The sequence below is a fragment of the Vibrio phycocola genome, from assembly GCF_054404255.1.
In genome coordinates this window covers 302,472-316,437 of record NZ_JBTAMQ010000001.1, presented here as the reverse complement: position 1 = coordinate 316,437, position 13,966 = coordinate 302,472, and the positions used below count along the sequence as shown (strand labels likewise).

10 protein-coding genes, 1 tRNA gene, 2 pseudogenes and 1 riboswitch are annotated in these 13,966 nt (G+C 39.0%); of the genes and pseudogenes, 10 read left to right on the top strand and 3 right to left on the bottom strand.

The genetic code is table 11. The features are described 5' to 3' along the window. Positions 1-62: 62 nt before the first annotated feature. The gene (locus tag ACXJY6_RS01545) at positions 63-896 is read right to left on the bottom strand and encodes a DUF4198 domain-containing protein (RefSeq protein ID WP_458767034.1); all 834 of its coding nucleotides are present in this window, start codon (positions 894-896) and stop codon (positions 63-65) included. Positions 897-1,028: 132 nt separating this feature from the next. Continuing rightward, a riboswitch (cobalamin riboswitch) is annotated at positions 1,029-1,161 on the bottom strand. A gap of 225 nt (positions 1,162-1,386) precedes the next feature. Between ACXJY6_RS01545 and ACXJY6_RS01540 the strand changes: the two are divergent. The 9 genes and pseudogenes from ACXJY6_RS01540 to ACXJY6_RS01500 all read left to right on the top strand — a co-directional run. Continuing rightward, a pseudogene (locus ACXJY6_RS01540) lies at positions 1,387-1,563 on the top strand (IS3 family transposase); the annotation flags it as partial. 229 nt (positions 1,564-1,792) lie between these two features. Further along, the gene (locus tag ACXJY6_RS01535; RefSeq protein WP_458767419.1) at positions 1,793-3,478 is read left to right on the top strand and encodes a cyclic peptide export ABC transporter; all 1,686 of its coding nucleotides are present in this window, start codon (positions 1,793-1,795) and stop codon (positions 3,476-3,478) included. A gap of 56 nt (positions 3,479-3,534) precedes the next feature. Beyond that, entirely contained in the window at positions 3,535-4,113 is a 579-nt protein-coding gene (locus ACXJY6_RS01530; RefSeq protein WP_458767033.1) for a nitroreductase family protein, read from the top strand. 404 nt (positions 4,114-4,517) lie between these two features. Next, complete coding sequence (locus ACXJY6_RS01525; RefSeq protein WP_458767031.1) at positions 4,518-6,830, top strand: TonB-dependent siderophore receptor; 2,313 nt, start codon at positions 4,518-4,520, stop codon at positions 6,828-6,830. Positions 6,831-6,922: 92 nt separating this feature from the next. Further along, positions 6,923-7,756, top strand: coding sequence for an ABC transporter ATP-binding protein (locus ACXJY6_RS01520; RefSeq protein ID WP_458767029.1), 834 nt, complete (start codon positions 6,923-6,925; stop codon positions 7,754-7,756). Position 7,757: 1 nt separating this feature from the next. Further along, positions 7,758-8,780: a FecCD family ABC transporter permease gene (locus ACXJY6_RS01515; protein WP_458767027.1), complete on the top strand. Its 1,023-nt coding sequence runs from the start codon at positions 7,758-7,760 to the stop codon at positions 8,778-8,780. Continuing rightward, positions 8,777-9,838 carry a FecCD family ABC transporter permease gene (locus ACXJY6_RS01510; RefSeq protein WP_458767025.1) on the top strand — a complete coding sequence of 354 codons (1,062 nt, stop codon included), beginning with the start codon at positions 8,777-8,779 and terminating at the stop codon, positions 9,836-9,838. Before ACXJY6_RS01515 ends, ACXJY6_RS01510 begins: the two co-directional genes overlap by 4 nt. 19 nt (positions 9,839-9,857) lie before the next feature. Next, complete coding sequence (locus ACXJY6_RS01505; protein WP_458767023.1) at positions 9,858-10,805, top strand: ABC transporter substrate-binding protein; 948 nt, start codon at positions 9,858-9,860, stop codon at positions 10,803-10,805. Between the two features lie 206 nt (positions 10,806-11,011). After that, positions 11,012-11,097, top strand: a pseudogene (locus tag ACXJY6_RS01500) (transposase); the annotation flags it as partial. Between the two features lie 9 nt (positions 11,098-11,106). Here the strand turns inward: ACXJY6_RS01500 and ACXJY6_RS01495 are convergent. Further along, the gene (locus ACXJY6_RS01495; protein WP_458767022.1) at positions 11,107-11,982 is read right to left on the bottom strand and encodes a metallophosphoesterase; all 876 of its coding nucleotides are present in this window, start codon (positions 11,980-11,982) and stop codon (positions 11,107-11,109) included. A gap of 354 nt (positions 11,983-12,336) precedes the next feature. Between ACXJY6_RS01495 and ACXJY6_RS01490 the strand changes: the two genes are divergently transcribed. Further along, a complete protein-coding gene (locus ACXJY6_RS01490; protein ID WP_458767021.1) occupies positions 12,337-13,665 on the top strand; it encodes an ATP-binding protein in 1,329 nt (442 codons plus the stop codon). 134 nt (positions 13,666-13,799) lie between these two features. On the opposite strand, the gene ACXJY6_RS01485 is transcribed toward ACXJY6_RS01490, so the two are convergent. Next, positions 13,800-13,874: transfer RNA gene (locus ACXJY6_RS01485), tRNA-Gly, on the bottom strand. Between the last annotated feature and the right edge of the window lie 92 nt (positions 13,875-13,966).

Here is a 13,966-nt window from a genome sequence, read left to right as displayed (position 1 = left end):
TGTGTGAGTGAATCGATAGTCAATCTATATGGCCCTCTACAGGCCATATCTTTACTTAACAATTACTGAGGTAGCTTTTCAGCTTGCACCCATATTACGGCATCTTGTGATAAAGGTTTACCCTTGTGAGTTGTTTTTTCGCCTACTCCGAGTGCGGCAAAACCCCAATGCCCGGCCTTTAATAATGGGAAATGAAAGGTGCCATTTGCATCTGTATAGATGGTTTGAGCAACAAACGCATCCGATGAAGTTGGCATTATCGATGTTGCCGCAAAACGATTATTATCCATCTCAGGTATGTAGTTAATAAATTCAACCTCAACAGCGGCAAAAGGAACTGGCTTACCGTGTGACTTTACAACGCCACTAAATATCCCCCCTTCATATAATGCATAAGGTTTGGTTAACGGCACAATCTCAGCACTTAAATTTAAATCATCATTCCAACTACTCGGTAAGTTGCCGACATTGACAATCGTTTTAGTGATCTGCTGAATATAAACATCTTCTTCAGCTTCAAAGTAAGGAGAAGGCTGCAGAATAAATACATAATCACCTAGACCACGTAACTTAACCTGCGCTTGAAAGGCATTGCCAGTATCCACGGCACTTTGCCACTGAATGGCTTCAACCTTATTCAGTAAGTCCGTTTTTTTGCCTTTTTTGAGCATATAGAAAGCTTCAAGGGGTTCCACTTTCATAACATGACCGCTTATTGCCGGATGAGTAAAGGGCATTTTCAAGGTCACAGTACCACTTTTTTCATGCAATAAATGAGGCGTATAAAGCATTTGAAAATGTGCCTGGGCAGGCCACACAGACAAACAACCTAATGCACTAATAAATAGCGAATAAACTAATTTTTTGTCGATTTTATTTTTAAATAGATTTAACACAGAATATCTCCGTCTGAATATAAGCGCAGGCGAAGCTGGGAGGAGAGTGACTATGAGTGGTACAGAATAAACGTTACATCTTTTTAGCCATCCGGTGAAGCCCTCCGCAACACCACGGTACTAGCGAATGCAGCCAGTATCATCCAATGGTTTGGTATCCGGGCTAAACAATTGTTATCACACAATGTTGTACCGTTGCGGGGGCAGCCTGGCTTTTCACCAGTTCCCAAACATTTAACAAAATCACTTTTTTATGATCAGTAAATGTATCGTTTAAAGTCGATATCCAAAGGAAGCAGAACAGTAACTTGCTATGGGTCAATAAGTCAACCTACGTTGACCCTTTATTGTCGGAGTGATGATACAGAGAAATGAATAGCCACCAACTTAATAGGCACCTTTTAGTTAGACAAAATGACTAATTGGGAGGTGCTTATGCGCAGTAAAAGATATCCAAAAGAATTTAAAATTGAAGTGGTAAAACAAGTCGCTGAAAAGGGAAAGAGTTAAACGGGAAATCTACTCTACACGGGAAGCTGCTCGTATGGATATCTTTGTATATATTGAAATGTTCTACAACGTACAACGCTGGCATGGTTCCAATAATCAATTGTCGCCTGTAGAGTATGAGAAGAAATACGAAAGACGACTAACGAGTGCCTATTGACTTGGTGGCTATTCAGTTCCTAGCGACAGAACTCGATAATTTCAGCTTTTGATAGTTTTAACTGTGGTTCGTTTTTGTTTAATTTGAATGCTAAGGTCACCTCGTTTTATTAAAAATAATATTACAGTCTCGTTGATTAAAATGTAACTAGCTTGTCGATAAATAATGATGTATTCCACAACCGCCTTGATACATTTGTTTTGATATAGAAAAGGAACATGAAGTGAAAATGATTACACAGTTGCTGGTACAATCTCGACGTACCATGTTATTAGCTATTGTCGCTAGTGCTGTAAGTGCGGTAGCCGGTGTGATGATTATTGGTGGAATTAATTACACTCTGGAACATGGTATCGAGTCTTTAACATATTCTGTTATGGCTTATGTGGCGATAGTCGTTGTTTTGTTTGTTAGTGGTGTGTGGTCTCAAATTTTGTTAGTGGGTTTAGGGCATCGTATGGTGTACCAGCTGCGGTTGCAACTTATCAGACGAATTCTTAATACACCTCTAGAACGTCAGGAAACGTTGGGAGGCCCAGCTTTATATAACGTATTAACTAGAGATGTACCTATGATAGCTAATGCGACTAAGCAGCTACCTGTTTCGTTTTATAACAGCCTTTTGTTATTAGCTGGTATTAGTTATTTAGCATGGCTTTCTCCTTTATTATTCCTTATTACTTTAATAATAGTGGCTGTAGGCGTTTGGGCTGACTTAAAGTTGGTGGGGCGTACTAAAACTTTGATGGATGATGTGCGTAAATTTGATGAACGCCTTTTTGAGCAATATGAAGCAGTGATAGAGGGCCGTAATGAATTAGGGTTAAGTCAACCTCGGCGGCATCATTTGTTTGAACAACGTTTCGAGCCTGCCGCTAAAGGTGCGCTAGATGCAGCAGTAAAAGCAGATGTATTATGGGCAGTTAATTTAAACTGGACCACTGTATTAGTTTTCAGTTTGATTGGCCTAGTATTTTTCTTAGGGGTGACACAAGAATCGATAACACAGGATGTCATTGTTGGGTATGTATTAACAAGCATGTTTTTACGTACTCCCATCGCGATGATTCTTGGCGCTATACCTTCAGTTATTCGAGGCTCAGTTGCATTGAAAGCGATTGATAAATTGATGCTAGCTGATGCCAGTATCTCTGATGATAATTCCGTAGCTCCTGTCAAAGAGGTTTTTTTTGAGTCACTGCAACTTGTTAATGCTTGCTATCAGTATCCTTCAGAAGGAGAAGAATTAGGGTTTCACCTTGGGCCAATTAACTTTCAATTAAAACGAGGCGAATTAATCTTTATTGTAGGTGGTAATGGAAGTGGTAAATCGACATTAGCTAAGTTGCTTACGGGTTTGTATTCACCTGAAGAAGGCTGTGTGAAACTTAACGGAGAAGTTGTCACTCGTGAGAACGCATCAAATCACCGTAGTTGCTTTTCAACCATCTTCTCTAACTTTTTCTTATTTGATGATGTATTAGATGGTGGTTATAAAGCAGATTCACATGTGTATGACTCTGACGATAGAAATGTTCATTTTAAAAATCGAGTAAATTACTATTTAAAACGCTTAGCGATAAATCACAAAGTAAGTATTGAAGAAGGACGACTATCTACCAAGTCTTTATCTCAAGGACAACGTAAGCGTTTGGCGTTGCTCTTAATGTATATGGAGGATCGGCAAGTACTTTTATTGGACGAGTGGGCTGCAGATCAAGACCCAGTCTTTCGAGATATTTTCTATCGAGAAATTTTACCTGAATTGAAAGCGGCTGATAAAACGATTATTGCAATTAGTCATGATGACCGTTACTTCGATGCAGCTGACAGAGTTTATAAATTGGAAGACGGGTGTATTAATACGTTTGATGTAAACACGGATTCACTTTTTCAAGCCCCTATTGTAAAGTGAAGACCGCTTAAATAGATTCAATAACTTATAGGAATAAATGAGGGGAAATATCACTGATGGATGCTATCGATGCTTTAATAAACCGTCGCTCCTATGCAAGATGCAACCTAATTAAACCAGCGCCGAATCAAGCTCAAATTGAAACGTTACTACAAGCTGCGATGTCCGTACCTGACCATGGTAATTTGAAGCCATGGCGATTTATTGTAGTACAAGATCAAGGCATCCGAGACTTGTCGATACTTGCACAAAAAAAATACGCTACAGTGATGTCTAGTGAAAATATCGCAGCTTTTGTAGAAGAGATAATAGCGACACCAATGATGGTGTTTGTGTGCTCTGATCTTACGTTAGATCATCGTGTTTCCATATTAGATCAACAACTTGCTGGCGGTGCAGCTTGTGAACATATTTTGCTAGCAGCCCATGCGCTTGGCTTTGCCGGAATTTGGCATACAGCAGAAGCCGATGATGACTTGCGCCAACTACTTTGTCTTAAAAAAGAAGATAGTATTTTAGGAGTATTGTCGATTGGCACGGCAAAACGAACGTCGAAAGCTAAACGAGCATCATTTACTAGCTTGACTCAAACATGGGATGGAGAAAATGGCCTGAAAGCTTGGAAGGAAAATTAAGTCATTACTTTTTGCAATATATACCGATTCATTTTTTAGAAATTAATAACAAAAGAGTAAATTTTGTTAACTACGAATTGTTGAACAATACTCGTACCATTCACCTACCCTACTGTACAGCCCATATTATTACAATACTTAATCACTGATCTTTTTACGTGAGAAAGACGCTGAAAACGAAGCCGTTTTGTTGTCAAAATAGGCTAAGTGAAAAGTAAAAAACTAAGTTTTACTGCTCTATTAATTTGAATTTTACGTCTACTGTGAATCTAATCAATAAAACACCCCATTAATAGTAATAATTCTCACTACCCATTGTAAACGAGAATAACTTCCATTAAGATTCGTGATTTCTTGGATATTACTTGTTATTTCTGTAAATCACACTAAAGGAACTCATAGACATGAAGCTCACAATATTGTCTCTCAAAATAGGCCGGGAGATGAAAATTCACATATTAGGTACTTCGATATTGTCTCTAATGACTCCTATCGCAATAGCTGCAGATATCACAACTGAAGAAATAGATACCTATGTTGTCCAAGGTACTGAATTAAGTCGTTATGAATTTTTTGAAGCAGAATCTGCAACAGGTTTTACGACAGATATTAATGAAATCCCTCGTACTGTTCAGGTAATTCCTGAACAGTTAATACTTGACCAAAATGCACAAAATCTAAACGATGTTTTATCAAACTCTGCTGCAGTGACCCGATCAGATGGCTTTGGCGGTGTGGAAACAGAAGTTAATATTCGAGGTATTGATAATGAATATCTCTTTATTGACGGAAGCCCTGTTAGCTCTCGTTATAATATAGATGTTGATAATATTGAAAATGTAGAAGTTGTGCTTGGTCCTGCATCTATTTTACATGGTCAGGTGAGCCCTGGGGGAATGGTTAATGTAGTGACAAAAAAACCACAAGCAGATAGTGCTCACTCCATTCAGGTTGATCTCGATGAATATGGTAAACAAAAACTAACATTAGACAGTACTGGTTCTTTGTCCGATAAATTACAATATCGTGTTATTGTTAGCGGTGAAGACTCTGAAACTTACCGTAAAGTGAATACAGAAAGTGGCACTTTTGACCAAGAGCGTAATGCTTTCACAATTGCCCCTTCTCTAACCTATATCCCTAATGATAAAAATATTTTTACATTACGCCTTAGCTACTCTGAACAAGAGTTACCAATTGACCGTGGTACGGTTGCTATAAACGATGGTAATGGTAATTATACTATTTTTGATCCGTCAGAAAGCGCATTTAACAGTGAATTTGATATTCGAGAAAGTTCAGATACTTTGATTCAGCTTGATTGGGATTTTGAGTTTGATAGCGGATGGACAAATAAATTTAAAATTGGCTACTACGAAAAAGATCTTAATGACTATCAAACTCGCGCTATAACGGGCTTTAGCAGCGGAAGTATTGATGATTACGGTGACACTACGAGCATTATATTCGCTGCATTGGGTGGTAATTTAACTGGCACTACCCAAGCAAGTAATGGATTGTTATCGCGTCGCGTTGATTTTAACGACCAAACTCTGAGTGATTTTTTCTTATCTGATAGTCTTGTTGGGAATTACGAGCTTGGCGGTTTTGATAATACATTATATGTCGGAGGAAATTTCCATAGTCAGAAAATAGACGAAACTGACGGACTTGCATTTTCGGACTTTGGTGGCAATACCGTAGTGTATCTAGATGCTATCAATATCAATGATTCTGTACATGCCTCTAATACTAAGCTCGAAGGAACCGATATTAGTAACAGTGACACAAGAACTAATGAACTTGGATTGTCTATTCAGAACTTAACTAGAGTAACTGACAAGTTAAATATTCTTGCTGGTTTACGTTACGATGTATATGAAATTAAAGGGGAAAGTACGACCTATTACACAACCAGTAATAGCATTCTTTACTCAGAAGTTTCTGATCCTGAACCTGTCGACATTGATAGTTCGAACGATAATCTGAGTACACAGTTTGGCGCATTATATGATGTATCCGATGAAGTGTCTGTTTATACCTCTTATGCTGAGTCATTTACACCTAACTTCCCATCGGTAACGGAAGGAGTGTACAGTGGAGATTTTTCTCCTGAAACAGCCAAACAATTTGAAGCGGGCATAAAATCTAGCCTGCTTGATGATGAATTGCGTGTTAGTCTTTCTGCTTATAGCTTAGAGCGTAAGAACGTTGCAAGTGTTGATGGCAATTTAAACACGGTGCTCAATGGAAAAACAGAAACTAACGGTGTTGATGTTAGTGCAACAATGAAGTTTTTTGATGGATTAAATGTCCTCGCTTCATATTCATATCTTGATGCTCAAATCATCAAGGCAAGTTCTGAAAGTAATGATGGCAATACTCCAACCAATATTCCTGATAATAAAGCACGTATTTGGGGTTCATATGAATTTCAAAATGGCAATTTAACTGGATTAGGCTTTGGGTTAGGCGGGGAATATGTCAGTAAGCGATTTGGTAATGATGCGAATACATTCGCACTACCTAGTTATGCCGTTTATGATGCTGCTGTTTGGTATTACGTACCATTAGGAAATGAAATGAAACTTCGTCTAAATGCCGGAATAAAAAACCTAGCTGATAAAACGTACTACACTGCCAGCGGTAGTAATACTTTCCGAGTTAGCCAAGGTGACCCTCGCACTATCTACACAACAGTACGTTTAGAATATTAACACCAACTATTGGCCTTAAAGTATTATATATACCATTACGGCGCTACCTTAAAGTAGCGCCGATTTTTTATTTATACTAGATGGAAATTTGAATGTTAGTTATTGAACATCTCAATGCAGGTTATAGAAAAAAGCAGGTCTTAAAGGAGATAAATCTAACCTTTGGTGAAGGGGGCTTTATTACTTTAATGGGAGCCAATGGGTGTGGCAAAAGTACCTTATTACACTGCATTTCTGGATTATTAAAGCCTAGCAACGGTATCATTCATCTTAATGAATCCAACTTATTAACACTCAAGCGCAAAGAAGTCGCTCGACAACTTGCTTTACTTCCTCAAGTGGCTACAACACCTTCAGGCTTAACTTCACGCGAACTGATTATGCAAGGGCGTTTCCCTTGGCAAAGTTGGTGGAAGCAATGGTCAGCGTCAGATGAAACCGCGGTTAACGATGCCATTGAAGTGACAAAAGTCGGCGATTATTTAGATTTACCATTGGAACAACTTTCTGGCGGACAGCGACAGCGTTGTTGGATAGCAATGACGCTTGCACAAGATACACCTATTTTATTATTAGATGAACCCACGACCTATTTAGATGTATCTCATCAAGTAGAATTGATGAATTTAATTGCATCACTTAAATCGAAAGGCAAAACAATTATTGCTGTCCTGCACGATCTGAATCAAGCGGCCACTTACTCTGATCACCTCGTGATGATGAAAGAAGGAGAAATATACACGCAAGGCAAGGTACAAGATGTTTTCACCAAAGATAACTTAAAAGCAGTATTTAACCTTGATGCCAATATTATCACGGACCCTTTTCTTGGCACGCCTTTAGCCCTGCCAGTAGTTGATTTTAATCACAGCACTATGCATAACATCGACGATGTTGCGGCTAATTATACCAATCAAGAGCGTTAATATGATATTGCAATGTCTACGTGAAGATCATGCTGAACCTCGTTTTCCTATTATTAAATTATGCGGTGCTATCCTGCTGTTATTGACTGTCGTGATTGCTTCATTCTGGCACCTGAGTTTAGGCGCTAAAAGTATCGATTGGACAACTATATGGCAGGCATTAGTGGCGTATGATCCTTTAAACTCAGATCATGCAATCATAAGAGAAAGCCGTCAAGCGAGGTTAATTGTCTCATTGGCCGTAGGGGCCGCATTGGCGTTAGCTGGCGTTATTATGCAAGCAATCAGTAGTAATCCACTTGCCGACCCTGGCCTATTAGGTATTAATAGCGGTGCAGCCTTTTTTGTGGTGGCGAGTACATTATTTTTGCCTATGTTCGGGCCACATTATTTACCTCTTTTTGCTTTTCTTGGTGCTGCTGCTGCCGCTTTCATTGTTATTTTGTTAAGTGGTTGGGAACAAAACACGGAGCGATTGGTACTCGCTGGTGTGGCTGTAACCGCTATGTTTTCTGCAATGACGGCAATTTTATTGCTGATTGACCAACAGGGTTTAGATAAATTACGTCACTGGTTAACAGGCGCTATTGGAGCGTCTGACTTGGATAAACTACATTGGGTTTATCCTTATATCCTCGGTGCAATGGTGGCTAGCTTTGTAATTGTCCGCTCATTAAATGCCCTTCATTTAGGTTCCCGAGTTGCAGAAGGGTTAGGCGTTAATGTTTTATTGCTAAAAATAACAGGTTTAACCCTCGTGGTTATCTTGTCGGGGTCTGTTGTCGCCGTTGCAGGTCCTATTGGTTTCATTGGTTTAGTGGTGCCGCACATTGCTCGATTGTTAGTGAAAAATAATTATATCTGGTTGTTTCTCTACGCTTTGTTGCTTGGCGCTTTATTATTAATTGTTTCAGATATTGCTGCTCGCGTGGTGTTTCGCCCTTATGAAATTAATACCGGTATTATCACAGCATTTGTTGGCGCGCCTGTATTTATCGCACTTGTGCTAAGGAAAATGAAGTGAGTAAAGTTCGTTTTTCTCCCGGTTTTTTGCGTATAAAACCATTCCCTGGGACCTGTTTTCATGCCCGTTATAATGATTTGGTTTGGTTCGTTTTTTTTAGCGTGCTTTTACTTTGCATGCTCCTTTGGGGAGCTGCAACAGGAAGCTATCAATTCGGTTTTCTTCAAAGTTGGCATATTATTTTTTCGCCTGAATCGCAACCGGTTAAGTTAGCCCGTGTGATTTGGGAATTTCGTTTACCTCGTTTGCTAGCTGGTGCACTGTGTGGTGCAGCACTGGCTATTGCCGGTGTTATTTTACAGTCAATCACGCGCAATGCACTAGCATCACCCGGTCTAATCGGTGTAGAGGCTGGTGCCAACTTAACGATGTTGATTTTTGTGATGATAATACCAGGGACTATCCCCGTGCTTTGGTTGCCGGTGAGTGCCATGATGGGCGGCTTTGTGGTGGCTGCTTGTATTTGGTCATTAGCTTCCTACTCTGGCTACTCTCCTATTCGATTAATACTGATCGGAGTTGGGATAACATCCATGTTAAGTGCCTGTTCAGAAATGTTGATTACTTATGGTGATATTGAACTCGTTGAATCTGCATTGATGTGGCTTGGTGGAAGTCTGCATCAAGTTACTTGGTTAGAGGTTGATGTGATGCTGATGTGGTTAGTGGTCTCTGGTGGCTTATCATGGATGTGTTTTAGACCATTGAACCTGTTGGTGTTGGGCGATAAAGTAGCATTTTCTCGTGGTGTTAATAACCGAAAAATAATCCCTATTTTATTATTATTGAGTGTCGCATTAACCTCTTCTTCTGTTGCAACTGCCGGAACATTAACTTTTGTTGGGTTAATTGCCCCCCATATTGCGCGCCTCTTTTGTGCTGATCGCCATGGCGCATTAATACCGTTATCAGCTCTCATTGGCGCATGTTTAGTCGTATTGGGCGATACATTGGGCCGAACCGTTTTTGCACCGCTTCAGTTACCTGCTGGTTTGGTGTTAGTACTAGTTGGTGCTCCTTATTTTATTATGTTGATGAGTGGATTACGCAAATCGTAAACCCCAAAAGGAAATAAAAATGAAAATATCTTCGATGGTAAATTCTGTTTTAATTGGCATGCTTGGCTTAACGAGTATAAATTTACAAGCGACTGAAACACGCACTTTTGAAAATAAGTTTGGTAGCATAGAAGTGCCTACACAACCTCAATGTGTTGTGTCACTGCACGATTTTAGCTTAACGATTCAGTTGTTTGAACTGGGTGTTCAACCATGTGGTTCGGTAGGCCGTAAAAAACTTTGGTCTGATCCTTACTTTAGAGGAGTACAGCATCGTTTTAATACGGAAGGTTTAATGTATGTAGGCAGTCATAAATCACCCGATGAAGAAGCGATTTCTCTATCGGATCCTGATTTAATTGTTGGTCTTTATTATCAGGATAAACTGAAAGCCAAACTTTCTAACATTGCTCCGACTGTCATTCTTCCTACCAAAGACAAGCCGATAAAAGAATGGGCTCGCCAGCTTGCCGATTTAGTTGGAAAATCGAACGAATTTAACGATAAAAAAGCAGAATATGATTGGATCATTAGTGAATTTAAACGCTTGGTACCCGACTATAATAAAATTACAGTCACTACATTAGAAATCTACGAAGATAATTTCCAACTAATTGGCCGTGGTGGGTTAGATGAAGTAATTGCCGATATGGGATTGAGCCGACCTACTGGTTATTCAAATGCGAAAAAAGGCATTAACTATAGTTTAGAGCGTATTAGCGACATGGATGCTGATATTATTATCGATACTTACGAACCTTTGTTAGATACCAGAGAGGATACAAAACAATTCCGTAATTCAGTACAATGGAAAAACCTCTTTGCGGTTAAAAATAATCAGTTTTTATACTTTAATCGAAGTCGATATGGTGACTCGATGGGTGGCCTGATAGGATCTGCTTATCTTCTATTGTCTCATATCGCAGAGCGTGAACTTAAATTTCAGGCTCAAGACAAACTTAATTGACGCGTTGCTCGTTTATGAGATAGATATCGTTGATTACACCTACAACAACTTTAATCGGTTCGAACTGTGTTGCTTAAGATAATTTGTTTATACCTAAGCTTCGTTTCCACCAAGGACATGAGAAATCCGACATCTGGAAGAACTGAATAGCCACCAACTTAATAGGCACCTTTTAGTTAGACAAAATGACTAATAGGGAGGTGCTTATGCGCAGTACAAGATATCCAAAAGAATTTAAAATTGAAGTGGTAAAACAAGTCACTGAAAAGGTCATGGTGTGGCTGAAATCGCTTACCTGAATTCATCTTGAGTAATAAAAATTGAAATTTTTAGCTTTGAAAGGTGTCTTTGACGATTCTAAATCGAACTGATAACACACTAAAGGGTTATCCCCTTTTGCTGCGTTAAAATCTACACACACTACTTTTTCAGATAACACTTTGGGAGGCCCGGATAACGTGTAATGCCCAATGATACAAGGAGTAGCTGACTCTTCATATGCTGAATCATCCCACCACTCTATTCGTTTATGGGTGCGTGTTTTTCCTGTTTTATCTTTAAACGGCTTATCAACCTTTCGCTCAGGTCCTTTTAGTAATGTTTCACACAATGAAAATAGCTCATGATTCTCATCAAAAGCATCCAACCAATGCGCTTCTTTTATACTGTTATCAGGATTTAGGTAGAGTTTTAGACGGTCGATTGCTTGTTCATCCCAACAAGCATGAATCGTTTTTACTTCTTCAAAATCAAGAAACAAAGGTAGTGACTTAAACCAAGTAATCCAACGTGCATGTTCATCTGAGCCTTCTTTAACAGCATCTAAAAAACCACGATGTTGTTTTCTATTATTTTCCGTATGTGGACGAGCCCACTTACCTTGTTCTATTTCCGTCGCCCAACCAATAGCATTTAGTTCATGATTTCCCAATAAACAAAAAGCATGATTGCTATTTACTAATTCTTCTACTTGGTTAAGTAAAGCTAAATGATCACCATCACAGCCTGGTACACTATCGATCAGATCGCCAACAAACACCAATTGCCCACTTTTTACCGACGAATTCGAGTTGTTACGATCAAAGTCAATGTGCCGTAATAAGGTGACCAGTTTATTATGCTGAGCATGTATATCACCGATAAAATATAGCTGTTCTTTGAGTCTTTTCTGTTTCATTCATGGACCTTATGAGTACAATTTTGGGGATGTTAAGGAAACAATTTCAATTAAGGTAAATCACTCACCTAGCTTTTCGAAGTGCACCATCCACTCCCTACATTTCTTGGGAACCACTCTAATCGATGTACAAGCATCGGAATAGTCTATCTGACCAAAGTCAGGGTGGTTAAAATTTGATTTTATCACATCAACATACAAGCGAGATCTCCACTATCATACAGAACAATTAGTCATTTTAATGCGCATTAAAAAGTTTAAAATATACATTTTTACGCGCATAAAAATGATTTAAATTGCATTTTAATGCGCATTAAAGTGTAATAAGAGTAGTTGATGACATGAGAGATAAAGATGCAAAGATTCCGCATAAAAAAATTAATGGAATGGAAAGCCCAGAGAACGCGTAAACCTATGCTAATAGACGGGGCACGGCAAACGGGTAAGACTTACCTTCTGCAACGATTATTCGGCCAAAGCTTTGATAATGTCCTACGCATCGACTTTCTTGAATCACCAGAAATGATCGAAGCATTTTCTGGATCATTAGCGCCTCAAGATGTGCTCTCAAACATTGAACTGTTAACAAATAAAACCTTTAACCCTGACACTGATTTACTGATTTTGGATGAAATAGGTGAATGCCCAAGAGCGGTTACCTCTCTTAAGTATTTTGCTGAAAAAGCACCTGAGATGTATATAACAGCAAGTGGCTCTAACATTGGCTTACTGAATTCATTTCCTGTAGGAAAAATTGAACAGCTCAATCTTCGCCCGTTAACATTCTATGAATTTTTACTCGCATCAGGTGAAGCAGCATTAATTAAAGCTTTTGAAAACCAAACTAACTCAGCCCCAGCCCATACTAAATTGTTCGATAAGCTAACCGACTATTATTTCACTGGCGGTATGCCAGAAGCTGTCAGTACTTGGTTTGAATTAAAAAATGAAAGCATACTAGCGCGTGTTGAAGCCGTAGAAAATATCCATGCAAACCTGATTTCAGGTTACTCACGCGATTTTGGTAAGTACTCTGGCAAAGTCGATGCTGGGTTGATCGAATCAGTGTTTCACAATGTTCCATCTCAGCTTGCTTCTGTTATGGACGAGTCAGTAAAACGATTTAAGTTTAAAGGAGTGCATGAGCGAAAATCTCGCTATAGTGATTTTGAAACTGCAATTATTTGGTTAGATAAATGCCGATTAATACTAAAAAATCACCCCACTGATGGCCTACCACGTAATCCTTTAGCTGCCTATCAAAAAGAAAATAGAATTAAACTTTTTCTCTTCGATGTCGGACTGCTCAACCATATGCTCGGGAGCAGCTACAAAGAACTTAAGCAACAAGACTTTGAATATAAGGGCTACATTGCAGAGAATTTTGTTCAGCAGGAGTTTACAGCACAAGGGCTAGATCCAACCTTCTCATGGGGAGATGCTAGAGCAGAGATCGAGTTTATAGTAACCAATGATGAAGGGAAGATTATTCCTATTGAAGTGAAAAGCGGAAAACGCACGCGAGCTAAGTCGTTGCAGTCTTACATAACTAAGTGTCAACCTCATAAGACAATCAAACTAACAGGGACACAGGGATCGAATGCATTAGAAAAAGAGAATATTATTATGCCGCTTTACTATACTCAATATGTTGTTAGTCAGTATTTAAAATCGAGCCGATAAGTTATGCCTATATTTAAATATAAAACGACTGATATCGAGTGAGAAAGTAAAAATCAGAGGGCAAAAAAGAGTAAATTTGAATTAACTTAGTGTTATTTCAGAGAGTTAGGATTTAGAACAAGAAAGGAAAAGCTTGGAGCGTGCACCGGGAATCGAACCCGGATCATCAGCTTGGAAGGCTGAGGTAATAGCCATTATACGATGCACGCTACATCGTGGAACGGGTGTTAATATGCCACAACTGGATGAAAAGAAAAGAAGAATTTTGCGTTACTGTGTTTGAATGGCCATCTTTTCATCA

Coding starts and splice junctions, on each gene's coding strand:
- ACXJY6_RS01535 (WP_458767419.1), top strand. CDS start 1,793: ATGATTACACAGTTGCTGGTACAATCTCGACGTACCATGTTATTAGCT.
- ACXJY6_RS01530 (WP_458767033.1), top strand. CDS start 3,535: ATGGATGCTATCGATGCTTTAATAAACCGTCGCTCCTATGCAAGATGC.
- ACXJY6_RS01525 (WP_458767031.1), top strand. CDS start 4,518: ATGAAGCTCACAATATTGTCTCTCAAAATAGGCCGGGAGATGAAAATT.
- ACXJY6_RS01520 (WP_458767029.1), top strand. CDS start 6,923: ATGTTAGTTATTGAACATCTCAATGCAGGTTATAGAAAAAAGCAGGTC.
- ACXJY6_RS01515 (WP_458767027.1), top strand. CDS start 7,758: ATGATATTGCAATGTCTACGTGAAGATCATGCTGAACCTCGTTTTCCT.
- ACXJY6_RS01505 (WP_458767023.1), top strand. CDS start 9,858: ATGAAAATATCTTCGATGGTAAATTCTGTTTTAATTGGCATGCTTGGC.
- ACXJY6_RS01495 (WP_458767022.1), bottom strand. CDS start 11,982: ATGAAACAGAAAAGACTCAAAGAACAGCTATATTTTATCGGTGATATA.
- ACXJY6_RS01490 (WP_458767021.1), top strand. CDS start 12,337: ATGCAAAGATTCCGCATAAAAAAATTAATGGAATGGAAAGCCCAGAGA.